We start from the raw sequence: 20,625 nt of genomic DNA on the forward strand, positions 1-20,625 counted from the left end.
TCTGCTAATCGTTAGCAGATGCTTCTTTTTTAAAATGCTTTGTCATACCACTCTTTTGCTTTTTCTACTTCACCCATCGTTAATTGATGCCCTCGATTTTCCCAATGCATTGTTACATTCGCATTTGCATTTTCTAATAGTACCTTCAATTCCTCTGACTCTGCTGATGAACAAATTGGGTCATTTGTCCCAGCAGCAATAAACACAGATTTCCCTGCTAAATTTGCTAATTGAATTCCTCTTCTTGGTACCATTGGGTGATGAAGCACAGCACCTTTCAATGCATTTTCGTAATGGAATAATAAGCTTGCTGCGATATTTGCCCCATTCGAATAACCGATAGCTACAATGTTATTTCTATCGAATTTATATTCTTTAGCCGCTTCATCTAAAAATTCATTTAATTCCTTCGTACGGAAAATTAAATCCTCTTCATCAAAAATGCCCTCTGCTAATCGGCGGAAGAAACGCGGCATCCCATTCTCTAACACATTTCCCCTAACGCTTAATACCGACGCTTCCGGATCAATTATTTCTGCAAGTGGTAGTAAATCTAATTCATTACCACCTGTGCCATGAAGTAATAACAACACTGGTTTTGACGTATCTTTTCCTTTTTGAAAAACATGTTTCATCATAATCCTGTTCCCCCTCCAATCACTTTAATCTAAATTTCTCACTTCAAATGGTAAAAGCGTTTGTTCAATCTGTTTTCTATGTTGTTCATATTGTTCCGGTAACTTTAATTCCTCACCCATCGTCTCTAACGATTCATCATGAGCGAAACCAGGAGGATCTGTTGCAATTTCAAATAAGATTTCACCATGTTCTCTAAAATAAATCGCGTTAAAATAATTTCGATCTTGTACAGGAGTTACGTGATATCCAAAACGCGACACATACTCTTTCCAGTCTAGCTGATCAGCATCATCACTCGCTCTCCAGGCAATATGATGAACTGTGCCAACGCCCATTTGGCCACGACCGATTGTTGATAATTTCAAATCAATAATATTTCCAATGTCAGCAGAAGAACGGAATCGAACAAATTCGCCCTCTTCTCCAATTTTTTCAAGACCCATAATATGTTCTAACAATTCAGCTGTTTTTTGAGGCTGTGCAGATAAAAGAACAGCACCTCCAAACCCTTTAATTGCTACTTCTGGTGTAACTTCTCCAAAACTCCAATTGTTTAATTCGCCTGCTTCTCTTTCAACTAATTCTATATGCAAACCATGCGGATCATCAAATTCTAAATACTGCTCTCCAAAACGAGTCATTTTTGTATACGAAACATCGAATTTTTCTAATCTATTTTCCCAAAACTCCATTGTACCTTTTGGTACAACGTAAGACGTAATTCCTACTTGACCGTCCCCAATAATACCTTGACGAGCACCTGCCCATGGGAAAAACGTAATAATTGTTCCAGGCTTTCCTCCTTCATTTCCAAAATAAAGATGGTACGTACCTGGATCATCAAAATTCACTGTTTGTTTCACTAAACGTAACCCTAATACACCAGCATAAAAGTCTACATTTTCTTGTGGATGCCCTACAATCGCTGTAATGTGATGGATTCCCATTGTTTTCTTTTCCATTTCTTCCACTCCTTTTTTATTTCATTATAAAAATTCTTTTACATTTAAATTCATTATTCATTTTGTCCATGCTACAAAGTAAAATCCGTTATAATAATTTTATCTCGAATTCGAGATATTAATTACAAAATTACACACTAGCGTCTAACTTATCGGGATTATCTCGATTTCAAGATAGTTTCCAAAAAACATTTACTCACTCTAAAATCATAATAAAACTTGATTTAGAATGTCATTTATCTCAACCTCAATACTTATTATAAGTTACTTACTTTTCTTTGTCAATAAGTTACTTATTTCATTTAAAAAGAAAAGAGAGTAAACGTTATTCACCGTCTACTCTCTTTTCAAATCATTTCGTTTCTTCTTCCAGTACTGCTTCCATCTCATTAAATTCACGATGAACTGCCTTAACGGGTTCTTTCGTTAATAAACTTACAACGATAACAGTTAATAAACTACAGAAGAATCCAGGTACCATTTCATACATAATTGCTTTTAAACTTGGAATTTGTACCCATGCTATAACAACTACTGCACCGACAATCATACCAGCAAGAACGCCCCATTTGTTCGTTCTCTTCCAATATAAACTTAATAAAATAGCGGGTCCAAATGCTGAACCAAATCCTGCCCAAGCATAACCTACAAGTGTTAAAATTGTATCACTTGGATGATACGCTAAAACAACTGCTATCATAGCCACTACTAATACTGATAATCTACCGATAAATACAAGTTCTTTGTCACTTGCGTTACGACGGAAAAATGTTTTATAAAAGTCTTCCGTTACTGCACTTGAAATAACAAGTAATTGTGAGGAAATACTACTCATAATCGAAGCCAAAATAGCTGATAATAAAAATCCTGTAATGTATGGATGGAATAAAATATTTGAGAATGTTACAAAGACCATTTCTGGGTCTTGTAATATCGCATTATTTTTAGCATAATAGGCGATACCAATTAGACCAGTAAGCATTGCACCTATAATTGAAATCGTCATCCAACCGATACCGATTCTACGAGAAGTTTTTAAATCTTTAATAGAGGTAATTGCCATAAAGCGGACAATAATATGTGGTTGACCAAAATATCCAAGGCCCCATGCTAAAAAGGAAATAATCCCTAATACTGTAGTCCCTTTAAACATATCCAAATGCGATGCATCGACTTGCTTAATCGTATTAAATGTTTCTGTTACACCACCGACATCCGTAAAAGCAACAATTGGCACTAATACAAGCGCAATAAACATAATACAACCTTGCACAAAGTCCGTCCAACTTACGGCTAGAAAGCCACCGAATAGTGTATACGCAACAACGACACCCACTGTTACAAATAAACCAATTTTATAATCAAGGTTAAAAGAATTTTCAAACAAACGTCCACCTGAAACTAAACCAGCCGACGCATAAAATGTGAAAAATACTAAAATGACGATAGCGGAGACAAAACGAAGTATTTTCGTACGATCTTTAAACCGATTCTCTAAAAAGTCTGGAATCGTAATTGAATCATTTGCCACTTCTGTATACGTTCGTAAACGCGGGGCAATGATTAAATAGTTTGCATACGCACCTATTAATAAACCTATCGCAATCCATACACTTGATAATCCTGTTGCATACATCGCACCAGGTAATCCCATTAGCATCCAGCCACTCATGTCAGAAGCACCAGCTGATAAAGCTGTAACTGCTGGACCAAGTCCCCTTCCGCCTAACATATAATCTGATAAATCGGATGTCTTCTTATAAGACCAATATCCGATATACAACATACCTGCCATATAAATAGCAAGCGATACCATAATTTCAATCTTCACCAAATCTCTCCCTTAGTCCATAAGCCATTCAAAATTTCGAAAAATGACTTTTTCTATTTTCTTGTTTTCGCTTATGGTTCCCTACCTTAACAAACATTTTTTGTTCTTTCAAGTGAACGAGCACTTTTTATTACATGTGAAAACCTTTATAAACGCCTTTATCCCAGTGGATTACAATGATTTTTTAAGGAATTAAAGTAATAATATTCAGAAAATCAAACGGTGTTTTTTCACACCTTATTTTCATTCGTTTACCCGATAAATTTTAAAAGAAAAAAGCCATACAAATGTATGACTTTTAGCTTATTGACGTCTCAATTTTCTCTTTCTCTACATATACTTTACGAAATTTCATATAACATCCAATACGCCAAGGTACTATATAACAAACCGCAAGAGTGTAGAAAAGAATGCCGATTGACTTTGGATCTAGACCTTGTAAATGTCTTCTAAAATAAGCACGTAAAAGAACGATAACTAAAAATGTAGCAATAAAAGCGATACTTTTTTTTGCATAAATTTGACCATCTTCTCTGACTTCATACCCACTTAAAATAATAAGTGGAATTGACAATAGCAGTCCGATCCCAGCAGCTATACAAATTTGCCAACCAGCAAGTTGTATCGGTGCTGCGTATAAAGAAAAACCTGGTAATAAGAAAAATAATGGCAATAGTAGTCGTCTTCCTTTATTATTAATTGGTCGATTCATAGAGCGCATGCGTCTAAATATAACGAGCCCTATGACGAGTAAAAAAATTGTAATACTGTAAGAACCTTGTTGCAAGTGAATCTCTCCCTAAAAATAGTCATTTTTAAAAATACTTCCCTATTATACTCCTAATTTTTCCAAAAATATGATTATTCCTTAAAAAAATCTTACATATCAAATATACTTTTAGGTTTGATTTACTATAGGAAACAATTCCGAAAGAGGAACTACTCTCCCCACCTCGTCTTTAAACACAATATGCTCTCTAGTTAAATGGCGCGGGCTCTTCACTCCCGCCGCTGCCGCTAATGAAAATAAACTATATCTCATACTAATAATATAATTCATGACTCGCCACTTCTTCTCATACGGATCTAACGCTTTTTGATAATGCGGATTCGTCGTGGCTACACCAGATGGACATTGGCCAGAATTACATTGAAGGGCCATAATACAGCCGCTTGCCATCATAAATCCGCGGGCTGAACTTACAGCATCCGCCCCAATCGCTAAAGCAATCGCTACTTTATCTGGTGTGATTAATTTACCCGATGCAAATACTTTAAACTTGTTACGAACACCATAATGGTTTGCTGTATCAATAAATGTAAGTAATGCTGGAATAAGCGGCAGTCCCATACAATCTGCCATCGATTTATACGTTGCCCCTGACCCGCCTTCTGAACCGTCTATTGTAATAAAATCTGGATAAATGTTTAGTTCTTTCATTGTTTTTATTAAATCTTCCAAAGGCTTCTGCTGACCAATTACAATTTTCATTCCAACTGGTTTACCGCCGCTTTCTTGCAACTGTTGAATAAAATAAAGTGTATCCGCTGCATTCTTTAAAAATGAAAATCGATTCGGTGAATTAATCGTCTCTCCCTTTCGGACGTTGCGAACAAACGCAATTTTCTCATTTACTTTTTGCCCCTCTAAATGACCACCACGTATTTTAGCACCTTGCCCAAATTTCAATTCGAATGCTCTAATATTACTTTCTTTCACTTTCTCCATGAATTTTCCCATTGAAAAATTACCGTCTTCATCACGGTATCCAAATAACCCTGGACCAATTTGCGCAACGATATTCGCTCCTGTATGTAAATGTTCTGGAATAACGCCACCTTCACCCGTATTAATCCACGACCCGCCTGCCATTTTTGCTCCAAGACCACTCGCTAAAATATAATTTTCTCCAATCGCACCATAAGAAGTCGCAGATGCACCAAACATGCCATGTAGCTTCCACGGATATTTACGGTTCTCACCGACTATAATTGCATCATCTTCTTCGTACAGCCAAAGATTCGTTGTATCCGCTGTCAATTTTTCTCTTCTTGAAAATAACCCTTCTTTATGAATCACGTACTTTTTACCTTCTCGCTCTTGCGTGAGATTCACACTTAATTCCTCCGTTAATATCGGAAATAATGTATTAGCAATATAATATCCAGAAGCTTCAAAATCTCGTTTTGATCCAAAACCAAGTATTTCAGAGCGATATTTCGCTAAAAACATAACACTTTGAAAATCATAACGTGAGAAAGGCTTTCCATCCGTATCATGATCAAACCAATATTGTCGAAATTCAGGCCCTATCTTTTCCAGTAAGTAGCGCATTCTTCCTAAGTACGGATGTAATTTTAAAATAGAATGATGTGTTCGTTTTTTTATAAAAAATGTAATGATAAAAAAGACGATTAAAAGCAACATTAAAAATAGTAATATACTAATAATAACGAGTAGCGTTTCACTCATCCCGCTTCCCCCTATGAAATTCCATAATAAAAAGAGAACACTAGATGTGTTCTCCTTTTATCTTTATTCATACTAACGTAACAAGATGCTCTTTCGCGTCATATTCAACTAAACTTTCAGCGTGTTTAATTCGATGAACAAAGTCTGGATTAGCAATTAACGGTCTTCCGAATGCCGCTACATCAATCGTTCCTTCTTGCAACGCTTCTTCGGCCTCTTTCGGATTTAAATTACCAACCCCAACAATCGTACCATCCCAATATTTTCTTACTAGTTGATGAAAATTCTTTCCGTCAGCAATCTCTTGGGTATAATTCATCGTTGAAGGATGGATCATCGTTAATCCAACCTCTTTAAACATATTTATGAACGTTTCAATTGCAAACTCAGGGTTTTCCCACATATAAGTAGGATTATCACCTTTGAAAGCAGAGAAACGAAGAAGTGTTTTATTAGCTCCAACAGCTTCTATTACAGCTGCCGTTACTTCTTTCATAAACGTTAACCTTTGTTTTAAATCACCGCCATATTTATCTGTTCGCTTATTCGCAAACTCATACGTAAATTGATCGATTAAATATCCGTGTGCACCGTGAATTTCTACTCCATCAAATCCAGCTTCGATCGCATTTTTCGCAGCTTGTGCGTATTGATCGATCACTTCTTGTATTTCTTCTAACGTCATTGCTTCTGGCATATCAAACGGTTTACGAAAGCGTGGAACATTTCCCTCTGCAGCGATAGCCGACGGCGCTTGTGGCATTTGACCACCAATTATTTCATGATGACTCATACGCCCAACATGCCATATTTGAGCAATAATCGTCCCGCCTTCTTTATGTACTGCCTCTGTAACAGGTTTCCAAGAATCGATTTGTTCTTGTGTATAAATACCTGGTACTCCTGGGTTTCCTTTTGCTCTCGGACTAATGACAATTCCTTCTGTAATAATTAGTCCAATTCCATCCGCAGCACGTTTTCTGTAGTACTCCACTACATCCGCACCAACTACTCCAGTCTCATTATCTGCAAAGCATCTTGTCATCGGTGCCATCGCTATACGATTACGAAGAGACCAAGCTCCAACTTGAATTGGATCAAACAACTTTGTTTCTTCAACGTTTTCAAAAAATCCCCCAGCATTTACATTTGTTCCTTCATAAATACTCGCTGCTTTATTACTTGAACTTGTCATTTTTCTTCCCCCTAAAAAATCTTACTATAATCGCATCATACTTACTTTTAGATAGTAACGTCAATTTTTACGACTTTAAAATAAAAAATTCGAATATTCAAAAAAAAAAAAAAAAAAAAAAAAAAAAAAAAAAACAAAACGCTATAAATAATATTAAAAAGGTTTCCTTAGGAGGAAACCTTTTTTGTTGACCATATATGGCTGTCAATTCGTTTATCTCTTTAATAAAAAAGCACCTTATCAATAGAAGTGAAAATGGTTCAGTATTCTTCTAAAAATAATAACTTATATACCTAAAACAATGAAAGCCCTACCTCTCTTTCATCCTTACGGCTCCTCGTCCGTGCCAGTGTGAATCAGGATTGCAAAAATCAAGTAACTATTTTATCGAAGTATTCAATTAAACTTCGAACATTCATAAATGAAATTAAAAAATAAAAATGGATTTGATTGTAGTAATAACAATAGAGGTAATGCTCTAAAAGTGGTTTGAAAGAGTTGAATGTCTTTGAAATGATAAATTTTCTATAATTATGTTCCCAAAAAATTCAAGATCTTTTTTGGGATATAATACATTATTTGTAATGAACCTTAACAAAAGCTTTTTATCTGATTTTCTGTGATACCTTCAATTAATCCCAGTTCACTAATCAAAAATTCATATGCGTTATCTAACATCTTCTTTTCGCTTGCATTAAGTGCTTTTTCTTTCTGTATACGCATTAAATCACGCACAACTTCAGCACCTTCTTGCATTTTACCCGTCTTTATTTTATCAGTGTTCAATTTATACCTTTGTTTCCACGTAAGTAATCTATCTGATTCCCCATGTTGAAAAATATCCATTATGTGTGCTAATGCGGTTATATCCGTAACTGGACGTATATTCGAATTCAATATTCTCCCTGCTGGAATCATTAGTTCCATATTACTAGCCGACATTTTTATAACATAATACTGTTGTTTTTCTCCTGAGATTTCCTTCTCTTCTATGGCTTTAATTATACCTGCTCCCTGCATTGGATAAACAATGTTATCGCCAATTTGAAACAAATAATCCACCTCCATATATGGTAACCTTCTCAAGCTTAACATACTTTTAGTTTTTTAGCAAAATTTTTATTTTATCATAAAATTATTTTACACGTCAACACTTCAGAAGCAAGAAATTAAATTTACACAATAAACTATAAAAATCGCAATTCCATTAACGGTTCCACACACATTCATTCTCTTTTAATACAAAAACACATCACTACATTTAAGTAGTGATGTGTTTTTGTTAAGGCATAAATAAAGATCTACTTTTCCGTCTATATACTAACTTGCTTACTAACCGTTTCCCTCGCTAAAAGAAAACTCATAATCACTTGCGCTGCTACTCTACTCGTCATATCTCTGAAATCAAGAGTTGGATCAATCTCTACTATATCCATCCCTTGAACGAGCGGTTCTTTACCAAGGAATTCAATCGCATCTAGTAAAGTCGTACTATCCATTCCACCAGGCCCAATTGCTGGACAACCTGGTGCAAACGCTTGGTCTAGCACATCCATATCAAGAGAAATATAAATAGAAGTCACACCTTGATTTCTTAATAATTCAATACTTTCCGTGATAATATCTTTTATTTCTCGCTCTCGTACGTCTTTCATTGTATACACTGTTACACCATGCTCTATTGCATATTCATGGTACGCACGTGCATTAGAAAAATTACGAATTCCAATTTGAACAAGTTGTTTCCCTGTAATGACATCATTTTCTAGTAAACTACGGAATGGTGTACCATTTGACGGGCCTCCATCATCTAAATTACGTAAATCATGATGAGCATCAAATTGAATAATCCCGACCTTTCCTTTACTGTTTGCAAAGCCTGTTATACTCGGAAAACTAATCGAGTGGTCACCACCAAGAACGATTGGTATCATGTTCGGATTTACTTTCGTTACATGACCAACTGTTTTCGCAATTCGGTTATGACTTTCTTTTATATCCGTCACATGCATCGTAATATCGCCGCAATCATATAAGACACTTTCTTTCATATCGTGTTCTTCTGTAATTGCATATGTGCTGTATGCATCTAACATCGCACGAATTGTCTTTGGAGCAAAACTCGCTCCTGAATGACTAATAGATGGTTTAGAAAGGGGTGCTCCAATTAAGGCAGCACCGAATATTTCTACACCTTCCTCCCAATCTTTAATCATCTCACTCCATTTTGTCACTTCACGATCAATAAACTTTGCGTTTTTCTTTAAATAGTGGCCGTGCTCCACGATTGTTCACCTCTTGTATATGCAATATTACCATTCTTCCATACTGTATTCACATGACTTACGCCGTAATGATACGGTACGTAAGCATAATTGTAAGCATCCCATAAAACTAAATCTGCCTTACGACCAACTCTAATTTTCCCAGCTACATCACCACGGTTAATGGCATATGATGAGTTAACCGTTACGGCATTCCAAACTTCTTCTGGTGTCATTTTCAGTTTTAGCATCGCAATGCTCATAATAAGCTGAATATTTTCAGTTGGACAGCTACCTGGGTTAAAGTCTGTAGCTAACGCAACTGCAACACCTTCATCAATCATTTTACGACCACGAGCAAAGCTTTCTTTATTTAAATAGAAAGTTGTTCCTGGTAATAATGTTGCTACTGTATTCGAGTTTGCAAGCATTTCAATCCCTTTATCAGAAGCGCCAACTAGATGGTCTGCTGATGCTGCACCGATTTCTGCCGCTGCTTCCGCACCACCAAGAGGGTCGATTTCATCTGCATGAATTTTCACATCAAAGCCAAGCTCTTTCGCTTTTAATAAAAATTCTTTTGATTCTTCTACTGAGAACACACCTGTTTCACAGAAAATATCAACGAATTCCGCCAATTGTTTCTCTTTCATTTCTGGTAATAGGTCTAACATCCATTGTAAAAATTCTTTCGATCTACCTTTATATTCTTTCGGAACTGCATGAGCACCTAAAAATGTGGAAACTAAATCGATTGAATGCTCTTTTTGTAATTGTGCAGTTGCCTCTAATTGTTTCCATTCCGTCTCATCATCTAATCCGTAACCACTCTTCGCTTCTACAGTTGTAACGCCGAAAGATAGCATACGGTTTAAATGGAATTTCGCTTTTTGAACAAGTTCTTCTTTCGACGCCTGTTTCGTTGCATTTACAGTTGAAAGAATACCTCCGCCTTGTTCTAAAATTTCTAAGTACGGAACTCCTTGTAATTTTAGCGCAATTTCATTTTCACGAGATCCACCAAATACAAGATGGGTATGCGGATCAACAAGACCAGGAGAAACCATTTTCCCCCCGCAATCAATAACTTCTTTCGCTTGTAATCCTTTCGCTTCTTCCGCTGTTCCAACGAAAGTGATTACACCATTTTCAATTCCAACCGCACCGTTTTCGATAACAGGAAGCGTGTTCATCGCTTCTCGTCTTAACAAGCCATCTTCTTGATCCATTGTTAGTAATTGACCGATATTTATTAGTAAAGTGTCCAGCATGTTTTCTCCTCCTTATTTCATCATTGGAATGTTAACGCCTTTTTCTTTCGCAGTTTCCACAGCTAAGTCATATCCAGCATCCACGTGACGAACAACACCCATACCAGGGTCAGAAGTTAATACGCGCTCAATACGTTTTGCTGCTGCTTCTGTTCCATCTGCAACAATAACCATTCCAGCGTGAAGTGAATAACCCATACCAACGCCACCACCGTGGTGAACAGATACCCAGCTCGCACCGTTTACACTATTAATTAATGCATTTAAAATTGGCCAGTCAGCTACTGCATCACTACCGTCTTTCATCGCTTCTGTTTCACGGTTTGGAGATGCTACTGATCCGCAATCTAAATGGTCACGACCAATAACAATCGGTGCTGATAATTCACCATTTGCAACCATTTCATTAATGATGCGACCAAATTTCGCACGCTCACCGTAACCTAACCAACAAATACGTGATGGAAGTCCTTGGAACTCAACTTGTTGACGTGCCATACGAATCCAGTTACATAAATGTTCATTATCAGCGAACTCACGTAAAATTACTTCGTCTGTTTTATAAATATCTTCTGGATCACCAGAAAGTGCTACCCAGCGGAATGGCCCTTTTCCTTCACAGAATAATGGACGAATAAATGCTGGAACGAATCCTGGGAAATCGAAAGCATTTTTCAAACCTTCATCGAAAGCAACTTGGCGAATGTTATTTCCATAATCAAATGTAATTGCACCTTTTTCTTGCATCGCAAGCATCGCTTCCACATGTTTTGTCATACTTTCTTTTGATAATTGTACGTAACGTTCTGGATCTTTTTCACGAAGTTTCGCTGCTTCTTCTAATGTGTAACCTACTGGAATATAACCGTTTAATGGATCATGAGCAGATGTTTGATCTGTAACTAAATCTGGCGTAATATCACGCTTCACTAGTTCTGGTAAAATCTCTGCCGCATTTCCTAGCAAGCCAATTGAAATTGGTTCTTTCTTCTCTTTATACTCGTTCGCAACAGTTAATGCTTCTTCTAATGATTCTGTATACATGTCACAATATCTCTTTTCAATACGACGATCGATGCTACGCTTATCAACATCAATAGCAATGACAACACCGCCGTTCATCGTTACAGCAAGAGGTTGTGCACCACCCATACCACCTAAACCAGCAGTAAGTGTTAATGTACCTTTTAATGAACCGTCGAAATGTTGACGAGCTGCTTCACCAAATGTTTCATATGTTCCTTGTAGAATCCCTTGTGTTCCAATGTAAATCCAGCTACCAGCTGTCATTTGTCCGTACATCATAAGACCTTTTTTCTCTAGTTCTCGGAAGTGATCCCAGTTTGCCCATTTTGGTACTAAGTTTGAGTTCGCTAACAGAACGCGAGGTGCATCTTCATGTGATTTAAAAATGGCAACTGGTTTTCCTGATTGAACAAGTAACGTTTCATCGCTTTCTAACGTTTTTAATGAATCTACAATCGCCTGATAGCTTTCCCAGTTACGAGCTGCACGGCCAATTCCGCCATACACAACTAATTCTTCTGGTTTTTCAGCAACTTCCGGATCTAAATTGTTCATTAGCATACGAAGTGCAGCTTCTTGCACCCACCCTTTCGTTTGTAACTCTGTACCTCTTGGCGCGCGAATTGTTTGTTGTACTTTTTCCATTTCAATCTCTCCCTTTTCTCATTTTATAGTGCTGCGTTTACATCCAATCTTTCTTTTATCGAATAATTCGTTTTTAACCAATGTGCAATATTTTCAATATCCGTTGAGAAGATGCGATCATTTGTAATAGATGGTACTTGCTGACGCCCTTGATGGTAGAAGCTCTTCGTCACTGTACTCATGTTTTCAATTCCACGATATTCTGCCGCTTGCATCGCACAAATCATTTCAATTGAAAGAACACGTCTTACATTTTGAATAATTTGATGTGCATGACGTGAAGCGATTGTTCCCATACTTACGTGATCTTCTTGGTTAGCTGATGACGGGATTGAATCAACACTCGCTGGATGTGCTAACGTTTTATTTTCAGAAACTAGTGACGCTGCAGCATATTGCATAATCATTGCACCAGACTGAAGTCCTGGTTCTGGACTTAAAAATGGCGGTAAATCGTTTAACTGCGGATTTACTAAACGCTCAATACGACGCTCTGAAATGTTTGCAAGTTCCGCCATTCCTACTTTTAAGAAGTCCATCGCAAATGCAATCGGTTGACCATGGAAATTACCACCTGAAATTACTTTTTCCCCGCCATCAAAGATTAGCGGATTATCTGTTGCGGCATTCATTTCAATTTCTAATTTTTCTTTCACATAATTCAAAACTTGCCAAGAAGCACCGTGTACTTGCGGGATACAACGAAGTGAATAGGCATCCTGTACACGTAGTTCTCCTTGTTTTGTTGTTAACTTACTATCATGAAGAATGTCACGAATTCTGCTTGCTACATCCACTTGCTCTTTATAGCCACGTGCTTTATGAACATTTTCATCAAATGCATCAATAATGCCTTGTAACCCTTCAATTGTCATCGAAGCAATTAGTTCAGCTTGATACGCCGTTGCTTCTGCTTCTATATAAGAAAGAACTCCTTGTGCTGTCATCGCCTGCGTACCATTAATTAACGCAAGACCTTCTTTCGCTTCAAGTTCAATTGGCTCAAGCCCTTCTTCTGTAAGAGCAACCATTGCATGAACGCGTTTCCCTTTATAGAACACTTCACCTTCGCCTAATAATACGAGCGCAAGATGAGATAAAGGTGCTAAATCTCCACTTGCACCAAGTGAACCTTGTTGCGGAACGACTGGATGAATTTTACGATTTACAAACTCAAGAAGCATATTTACAACAAGCGGCCTTACGCCTGATACTCCTTTAAGCATCGTGTTCGCTCGTAAAATTAACATTCCGCGCGATACTTCTTCCGGGAATGGATCACCTATCCCACATGCATGTGACTGAATTAAATTATGTTGAAGTGCCTTTACATCATCTTTTTGGATAAGCACATCACTAAACTTTCCAAATCCAGTTGTAATACCGTAAACGACTTTTCCGTCCTCTACAATTTTCTCAACTACTTCGCGGCACTCCGCTACCTTTTGCATACTAGTTGGACAAGCTGTTACACCTTCTCCTTCCAGTAATAACCTCTTCATTTCTTCAACTGTCAATGTATGTCCTGTTAACGTAATCATCATTTTTCCTCCTTAAAAAGGCAAAAGGGGACCTTATCTTTTTAAGACAGACTTCTGTCCTAAAAAAGTAAGGCCCCCTTCTAACTAATAGACTATGGGCAAATCATATGTGATTAATTCCTAAACCAATCGCCTCATGCTCAGATCCTTTTACAGGTGCACCAATCGTTCCATATAATGCAACAGCAACCCATTCGCCTTCTTTTTTCCCGTCGTATGGTGTACCGCGCACAATCGCAAAACGAAGTCCTACTGTACGAAGAACGTCTGCTAACTGAATTTGACCTCTCGTCACTCCGTACAAAGCTTCCATAATTGCATGATAAAGTGCATGTGTTTCTCTGTAAACGTCTGTTTCAATAACTTGGTTGCTTTTAGCCGCTGTTTCCATTGCTGCGACAACCTTTTGCGAATTCATCGAACCCACTTTCCCCGTACAATACTTCCAACCTTTTGGAATGGATAATACAGGACTTTCATTCTCATCCGCAAGTGCCAACAGCATGGCCATACGACCAATTCGATGTGTTCCTTGAAGAAGCATGTGACTCTCTCATTTCTTTTGAATTATTTGAATATTACTTAATTTAAGAATATATGAAAACGGTTAAATCGTCAATAGTTTAAAATCATATTCAAACATTTTTTTCATCCCCCTAATTTTGTGTACACAAATGATTTACACAAAATTTCCAGACGTGCTATAGTCTCACTAACAGATGCAAAGGGGCGAAATTTCAGTGACAAAACGAAAAGATATTCATTTTCGAATTGAAGAGAAATTACTTGAAAGGTTTGAATCAGCACTCCATTACGAAGGTTTAAAGAAAACAGATGTATTAACACATGCAATCCAACAATTTTGCACAAAGGTGGAATGTGACAAAATGAATGATGTAAAACGACAATATAACGTTAGCAACCATTTACAAACACGCATCGACACACATACACATTACGAAGAAAAACACGTAGATTTAGATAAGATCGTCATTGAACATTTACACCTTCAAGGGGATGAAAACATATTAGAGGTTGGGTGCGCTAGTGGAAAATTCCTTTCCCTTTTACAAACAAATGGTCATAAAGGCCCATTAACCGGGTTTGATCAATCCGAAGCTATGCTTGCTGAAGCTGCTAAAATAAATAACTTAATAGAATGGAAACGAGGGGACGCTAGTAAACTTCCTTTCGAAACAAATTGTTATGACCTAATAATTGCAAGACATATGTTATACCATGTGAAAGATGTTGAAAAAACAATTCAAGGCTTTTATAAAGTCATTCGTTCTGGCGGAACACTTTTAGCTACAACAAATTCTAAAGTTTCATTACCTCGTATAGTTGAAATGTGTAACAACATGCTTGACGCATTTGATCTACCGAAAACATCACCAGCAGTCTCTCCATTTTGTTTAGAAAATGGTAAAGAGATAGTAGCATCTGCTTTTCCAACGGTTGAAGAAACAGTTATTCATAATGCGCTCGTTTTTCATCATGCTACCCCAATAGTAAACTATATTTCCAGCATGTTTCCATCGTTAAATATACCCGATAATATGTATCTTCAAGCCGAGATGAAAGAATGGCTAACAGAAGAAATCAACAAGGAATTATCGCTCCATAACGGTATATGGCGCGATCCAAAAACGTTAGTAATTTATCGGTGTAAAAAAGCTAGCATTTGCTAGCTTTTACACGTTTTCTCGTAAAAGTTTCTCCATTACTACATTGCCTTTACCACAATAAAAATCTGTATTATGTTCGTCTGCCACTCCAAAATAAGAGGCAATCGCTATTCCAAATGGTACAAATGCATGCCCTTGTGCTGTAATGATATTTGAGTGTTGCACAACTTCTTCATACACGAAATTTTCTACTGGAAAACAATCGAATTTTTGATAATCTATAGTCGCAGTATAAGAAATCCCTTTAAATAACCCTGCTTTTGCTAGCGCATACGGTCCAGCACAAATTGCCGCCACTAATTTTTCTTGTTCGTGAAATTGACGAATGACTGAAAAAAGAGATTTCGCATCTTTCAACTGTACTTCTTCTCCACCTGGAATAAGTACCCCCTCATACTCATCTACACGTACTTCACTTACTTCTATATGTGGTTGCACTTGCAAACCTGTTTCACTTATAATCAATTCTTTTGTTAAGCCCGCTGTAATGATTTCAAATTTATTTTTCAGCAACGCCGTCGCTACTGTTATTTCAAACTCCGCAAATGTTGGGTATACAAATAAAAGTATTTTTTTCATAGCCCTCTCTCCTTTAACCAGTCCATAAAATATACCTCTAAATCGTCAACTGTTAATCTATTTGTGTCCACATAAGTTACAGGAAATTGTTTATACCAGTCTTTTTCAGTTTCTGCTAATTTAAATTGCTCCTCAAATGTACTTCTGTTTCTTGTTCTATCATTATTTTTTCTATCATATACATTCTTTTTCGTAACATCTAAGTAAAAAATCACATCCGAACGGCATTCTCTTAATTTATATAATTCATCTTTCAATTCAGTTTCTATATCCCACTCTTCTCCTATAATCGTTGGATAAAAGAGTGTAAAAAACTCAATGTCTTCTGGTCCGCGATCAAAAATTACGACTGAATCTTTCACATTTTGAAACTCCTTTATTTTTGCTTCCATAAACATTTTTTGATTCATAATAAACCCTACTTTTGAATTCATATCTAAATTCAATTTTTTTCGCTTCTCTACAATTGGATATGGATTTTCATATATAACTCGAAACCCTCTCTTTTCTAACCTTTTTGCTAATGTTGTTTTTCCGCTAGCCATCGGCCCTTGCAGTGAAATTACGTATGTCACACCTCTCATTCCCTTACACTTTAGTACACCTATAATATACAGAATCTTGAAAACTCTCAACATTATATATATCATCTTGTTTCTTATTCTTATCTAACTTATAATGAAAAATAGAGATTATGACGGACGCATCAATAATGTAAGCTTGGAAATCCAAGCTTACATTATTTTTTGCTTTCCCTTTTCTAATAAAAAGAGTATACTAGATTAGAACGTATGTTCTTAATAATTACATACAGTAAGGAGATAGAACAATGGTATACGACACAAAAGCAATTTCTTGGAATGAATCTTTAAAACAACTTCAACGCCGCTATACAAACAAACAAGTTGACCGAAAAGAATTTGAGGATATTGAACTGATGGAATTCTTCCGCGATAACGACTACATTTCTTTACCTACACACATAAGCGGCCTATCAAAAACACGTTTTACTTCTTACTCTATTTTCACAACTGAAGATAAAGATCGTAAAGTTGGCACATTAATCATTGAATATGTAGAAGATGATAATAATAATTTACATGTGGAACAACTATACTTTGTTTAAATGATAACGCTTGGTCAAAATGACCAAGCGTTCTTGCTTTCTATGAATCTCACTGTATATAATATGAATAAAAGAAAACCGCTATCATTAAGGGGGGATATGCTTGCTCGAAGGATGGTTCAGTTGGTTCATTGTATTATGGACGGTTATTTTATTAGGGCTTATGTCTATCGGTGGATACTTTATGTTCAGAAAATTTTTAAAACGTTTACCAAAAGAAGACGGCATGTCCATTTTGGATTGGGAAGAACACTACATAAATAAAACGAGACATTTATGGGCTGACGAACAAAAACAATTGTTAGAAGAGCTTGTAAGTCCTGTTCCAGAACTATTTCGCGATGTTGCAAAATCAAAGATTGCTGGAAAAATCGGGGAACTTGCATTACAAGAAAATGCCTCTCAAATTACACAAGACTTAATTATTAAAGGATATATCATTGCCACACCAAAGCGTGATCATAAATTTTTAATTAAAAAACTACAAGAAAAAAAGATTGATTATTCTAACTATCGATCTTTACTCGCAAAGTAACTTCATATTATTTTCGATAAAAAAGACAGCGCCTTTGACGCTGTCTTTTTATTTGGTACATATACAGTTTTTAAGTTAGCTTCATATCTTTTTCATTATAAAAACCATCTTCTTTTTCCATTTCCTTTTGTAATTTCGTAAAGGAACGGTACATGGCAATTCTCCATGACACAATCATCGCGAACGCCAGTAAGAAGAACATGCCACTAAGTTGTCCTAAATCAAGAGATTGGCTTAAGTATGTTTTAAATACAATCCGCACGACAAGTAATCCAATTAATATAAAAACAAAGGCTTTTGAACGCTTCAAATAAATCTCTTGTCCTCTAATTTCAAATTTAGATGTTTTAATAAGAAAAATAGAGAAAAACAAACCGACGCCAATTGCTTCTAACATTTCCGCTGGAGTTAATCGAAATTCAGGAAAAACATACATCAATGCTCCCGTGCTCATAAAAAATGGCGGAAGTATAATTTTTTTCAATGTTGCAGGTTTCTTAGCTGCTTTTAAACGAATAAACATCGCACCGACAGCCATACAAACAGCAACGATACTTGATAAAAGAACTATGTTCATATTTTCTCATCCTTTTTTGTGGCTATATGCAAAATATACTTTCATTATATGCTTTTCCGTTAGTATTTCCAACATTTTCGCAGAATAATACTAAAAACCGGTAAAACCACCAAATAAACTTGAGAAATATACGATAATTTTCGTCATCCAGTTAAAGTATAGGAAGACCCCCATAACAATCATAATATATCCTCCGACTTTCATGAAGGCCATACTATTTCTTTTAATCCAAGACATTTTCGTAATAAAGAATGACAGTACGAAAAACGGGATAGCAAATCCAAGTATGTAAGCAATCATGTAAATCATTGCTGATTCTGGGTTTGTTGCTGCTAATCCAATTACCGACACTAGAATTGGTCCGGTACATGGCGTCCACCCTGCTGCAAAGGCTAATCCAATTAGTACTGATCCAAAATAGCCACTTGGACGATTTTTAAATGTAAATTTACGGTCTTGCATTAAAAATTTCGGCTTAAACACCCCGACAATAATTAAGCCGAACACGATGATAAATATACCACCTAACTGTCTGATTAAATCTTTATAGTCAGTAAAGATTCCTCCAATAAAACTTGTACCAAATCCAATTGCAATAAATATAATTGAAAATCCAAGTAAGAAAAACGCTGTATGTATCATACTTCTTTTGCGAAGCATTGCATTTTCTTCTTTCAATTCAGAAACCGACATACCTGTTATGTACGATAAAAATGCCGGATAAAGCGGTAAGCAACATGGGGAAATAAATGATAAGAACCCGGCGCCAAACGCTAAAAAAATACTAATATCTTGCATCATTCCACTCCTCTCCCTAAATATTGTAACAAAAACACATAAAAATACTATGAACAATTCGTGAAATCACTTTTACAACGTGGCAATAAGAAAAAAGTACTTCCTCACAGTTTCTAATAAAACGTTTTCATTTCCTTCTATTATATAGAAAAAACTCAAATGGATTATGAAACTCCTTTAATTGTCATTACCATAACAAAGGTAACATAGTTTCTCAAATAATTAGCACGTTACTAGTACGTCGATATACATATTGGTTTAAAAAATATTTTTTTCAAATGCTGGCTCTATACAATGCAAAGTTTATTTTATAATACTTCTACTATTAATAATTTCAAGATTATGCATAAATATCATACTTTTATTATTATTCTATAAAATGTCATACTTTTCTTTCATTTGACCCTTTATTTCTAATTTTGTATACTTCCCTCTAGTTATATATTTTCGATACGGAACAACTTCATATAGATGGGAGGAATTTTTCATGCTTCGTTATTCTCTTTTAGTTTTATTAGGAGCGTGTAGTTATGGAATTTTAGCTATTTTTGTTAAGCTTGCATATGCAGAAGGATTTTCACTTGGAGAGGTAATTGGCAGCCAATATTTGTTCGGTTGGATTATTTTGCTTGCTATTACACTTCTATTTTCTAGACATCGCGTTCCTTTAAAGCAAGCATTACTTTTATTCGTTGCAGGAACATCTGCAAGTTTTACCGGAATTTTTTATTATGCTTCATTAAAAACTGTACCAGCTTCTATTGCAATTATTCTTTTATTCCAATTTGTTTGGGTCGGAATTATCATTGAAGCAGTCGCAACAAAAACATTACCTTCAAGAGAAAAAGTTATTTCTGTTATTTTCTTACTTGTAGGGACATTTTTATCAAGTGGTTTACTTGAACAATCAGCAGGTGCTTTCGATACGACTGGGATCATTTTAGGTTTATTATCTGCTGTTACATTCGCAACATACATTTTCGTGAGCGGAAAAGTTGCTGTTGAAGTACCTTCATTACCGCGCGGTGTTCTCTTAATGACTGGTGCTTTAACTTTAGTCATGATTGTATTCCCACCAACATTTATTTTTAATGGTGCCATTTCTCAAGGTCTTTGGAAATACGGTTTAGGATTAGGAACATTTAGTATCGTAATTCCATCTATTGCCTTTACAATCGGTATTCCAAAAATCGGTTCTGGCTTAGCAACTATTCTTGGTGCAGCGGAACTACCAGTTACAACAATTATGTCCGTATTCGTTTTAAAAGAGGCTGTACTATCTTCACAATGGTTCGGTGTATCACTTATTTTAATCGGGATTGCAATCCCGCAAATTGCATACGCAATGCGTGGACGTTATCGTAAACATCATACGCATAAAAAAGTCGCAGCATAAAGTGAAACTTTAATTAGTTGAACCAATCGGACTGCCCATTAATACGGGATAAACGAGAGAGGATTTTCATTTGAGAATC

Annotated in this window: 20 protein-coding genes and 1 pseudogene; 4 read left to right on the top strand and 17 right to left on the bottom strand. The window is 36.2% G+C overall.

The genetic code is table 11. The features are described from left to right. Nucleotides 1–29: 29 nt before the first annotated feature. The 12 genes from GD442_RS17285 to hutP form a co-directional block, all read right to left on the bottom strand. Complete coding sequence (locus tag GD442_RS17285; protein WP_000975454.1) at nucleotides 30–638, bottom strand: alpha/beta hydrolase; 609 nt, start codon at nucleotides 636–638, stop codon at nucleotides 30–32. Between the two features lie 24 nt (nucleotides 639–662). After that, the gene (locus GD442_RS17290) at nucleotides 663–1,601 is read right to left on the bottom strand and encodes a ring-cleaving dioxygenase (RefSeq protein WP_000412739.1); all 939 of its coding nucleotides are present in this window, start codon (nucleotides 1,599–1,601) and stop codon (nucleotides 663–665) included. 352 nt (nucleotides 1,602–1,953) lie between these two features. Further along, nucleotides 1,954–3,432 carry a sodium/proline symporter PutP gene (gene putP, locus GD442_RS17295; protein ID WP_000687595.1) on the bottom strand — a complete coding sequence of 493 codons (1,479 nt, stop codon included), beginning with the start codon at nucleotides 3,430–3,432 and terminating at the stop codon, nucleotides 1,954–1,956. Between the two features lie 298 nt (nucleotides 3,433–3,730). Next, on the bottom strand, nucleotides 3,731–4,219 hold the full coding sequence (locus GD442_RS17300; protein ID WP_001183921.1) for a CcdC family protein: 489 nt from the start codon (nucleotides 4,217–4,219) through the stop codon (nucleotides 3,731–3,733). Nucleotides 4,220–4,330: 111 nt separating this feature from the next. Then, entirely contained in the window at nucleotides 4,331–5,905 is a 1,575-nt protein-coding gene (locus GD442_RS17305; protein WP_000005167.1) for an FMN-binding glutamate synthase family protein, read from the bottom strand. 67 nt (nucleotides 5,906–5,972) lie between these two features. Continuing rightward, entirely contained in the window at nucleotides 5,973–7,100 is a 1,128-nt protein-coding gene (locus tag GD442_RS17310; protein WP_000204580.1) for an alkene reductase, read from the bottom strand. Nucleotides 7,101–7,691: 591 nt separating this feature from the next. Then, nucleotides 7,692–8,153 (bottom strand): CarD family transcriptional regulator, encoded by a 462-nt coding sequence (locus GD442_RS17315; protein ID WP_170317877.1) that lies wholly within the window; start codon nucleotides 8,151–8,153, stop codon nucleotides 7,692–7,694. 260 nt (nucleotides 8,154–8,413) lie between these two features. Further along, nucleotides 8,414–9,385, bottom strand: coding sequence for a formimidoylglutamase (gene hutG / locus GD442_RS17320; RefSeq protein ID WP_000399838.1), 972 nt, complete (start codon nucleotides 9,383–9,385; stop codon nucleotides 8,414–8,416). Next, nucleotides 9,364–10,635 carry an imidazolonepropionase gene (hutI, locus tag GD442_RS17325; protein WP_000887533.1) on the bottom strand — a complete coding sequence of 424 codons (1,272 nt, stop codon included), beginning with the start codon at nucleotides 10,633–10,635 and terminating at the stop codon, nucleotides 9,364–9,366. Before hutI ends, hutG begins: the two co-directional genes overlap by 22 nt. Nucleotides 10,636–10,647: 12 nt before the next feature. Further along, entirely contained in the window at nucleotides 10,648–12,306 is a 1,659-nt protein-coding gene (hutU, locus tag GD442_RS17330; RefSeq protein WP_000416944.1) for a urocanate hydratase, read from the bottom strand. Nucleotides 12,307–12,329: 23 nt separating this feature from the next. Continuing rightward, the gene (hutH, locus tag GD442_RS17335; RefSeq protein ID WP_000631874.1) at nucleotides 12,330–13,847 is read right to left on the bottom strand and encodes a histidine ammonia-lyase; all 1,518 of its coding nucleotides are present in this window, start codon (nucleotides 13,845–13,847) and stop codon (nucleotides 12,330–12,332) included. A gap of 103 nt (nucleotides 13,848–13,950) precedes the next feature. Beyond that, nucleotides 13,951–14,391: a histidine utilization transcription antiterminator HutP gene (gene hutP / locus GD442_RS17340; protein ID WP_000926516.1), complete on the bottom strand. Its 441-nt coding sequence runs from the start codon at nucleotides 14,389–14,391 to the stop codon at nucleotides 13,951–13,953. Between the two features lie 196 nt (nucleotides 14,392–14,587). On the opposite strand from hutP, the gene GD442_RS17345 reads away from it, so the two are divergent. Further along, entirely contained in the window at nucleotides 14,588–15,538 is a 951-nt protein-coding gene (locus GD442_RS17345; RefSeq protein ID WP_000166759.1) for a class I SAM-dependent methyltransferase, read from the top strand. Nucleotides 15,539–15,541: 3 nt separating this feature from the next. On the opposite strand, the gene GD442_RS17350 is transcribed toward GD442_RS17345, so the two are convergent. Together GD442_RS17350 and GD442_RS17355 are read right to left on the bottom strand one after the other, a co-directional pair. Next, nucleotides 15,542–16,114, bottom strand: a complete 573-nt coding sequence (locus tag GD442_RS17350) for a DJ-1/PfpI family protein (RefSeq protein ID WP_000722200.1) — start codon at nucleotides 16,112–16,114, stop codon at nucleotides 15,542–15,544. Then, nucleotides 16,111–16,698, bottom strand: a complete 588-nt coding sequence (locus tag GD442_RS17355; RefSeq protein ID WP_002041639.1) for an AAA family ATPase — start codon at nucleotides 16,696–16,698, stop codon at nucleotides 16,111–16,113. The genes GD442_RS17350 and GD442_RS17355 overlap by 4 nt, the downstream gene beginning before the upstream one ends. Nucleotides 16,699–16,943: 245 nt before the next feature. Between GD442_RS17355 and GD442_RS17360 the strand changes: the two genes are divergently transcribed. Next, nucleotides 16,944–17,240 (top strand): hypothetical protein, encoded by a 297-nt coding sequence (locus tag GD442_RS17360; RefSeq protein ID WP_000262401.1) that lies wholly within the window; start codon nucleotides 16,944–16,946, stop codon nucleotides 17,238–17,240. Nucleotides 17,241–17,343: 103 nt separating this feature from the next. Further along, nucleotides 17,344–17,775 (top strand): DUF2621 domain-containing protein, encoded by a 432-nt coding sequence (locus GD442_RS17365; protein WP_000889373.1) that lies wholly within the window; start codon nucleotides 17,344–17,346, stop codon nucleotides 17,773–17,775. 70 nt (nucleotides 17,776–17,845) lie between these two features. Here the strand turns inward: GD442_RS17365 and GD442_RS17370 are convergent, their stop codons facing one another. From GD442_RS17370 to GD442_RS28410, 3 genes and pseudogenes are all read right to left on the bottom strand, one after another. Next, complete coding sequence (locus GD442_RS17370; RefSeq protein ID WP_001028439.1) at nucleotides 17,846–18,352, bottom strand: CcdC family protein; 507 nt, start codon at nucleotides 18,350–18,352, stop codon at nucleotides 17,846–17,848. A gap of 90 nt (nucleotides 18,353–18,442) precedes the next feature. After that, nucleotides 18,443–19,150 carry a cytochrome c-type biogenesis protein CcdA gene (gene ccdA, locus GD442_RS17375; RefSeq protein WP_001152676.1) on the bottom strand — a complete coding sequence of 236 codons (708 nt, stop codon included), beginning with the start codon at nucleotides 19,148–19,150 and terminating at the stop codon, nucleotides 18,443–18,445. A gap of 16 nt (nucleotides 19,151–19,166) precedes the next feature. Beyond that, nucleotides 19,167–19,315 (bottom strand): annotated as a pseudogene (locus tag GD442_RS28410) (peptidase T). A gap of 322 nt (nucleotides 19,316–19,637) precedes the next feature. Here GD442_RS28410 and GD442_RS17380 point away from each other — a divergent pair. Beyond that, the gene (locus GD442_RS17380; RefSeq protein ID WP_000947043.1) at nucleotides 19,638–20,546 is read left to right on the top strand and encodes an EamA family transporter; all 909 of its coding nucleotides are present in this window, start codon (nucleotides 19,638–19,640) and stop codon (nucleotides 20,544–20,546) included. Nucleotides 20,547–20,625 lie beyond the last annotated feature (79 nt).

Source organism: Bacillus sp. A260 (genome assembly GCF_009861435.1).
Lineage (GTDB): Bacteria > Bacillota > Bacilli > Bacillales > Bacillaceae_G > Bacillus_A > Bacillus_A cereus.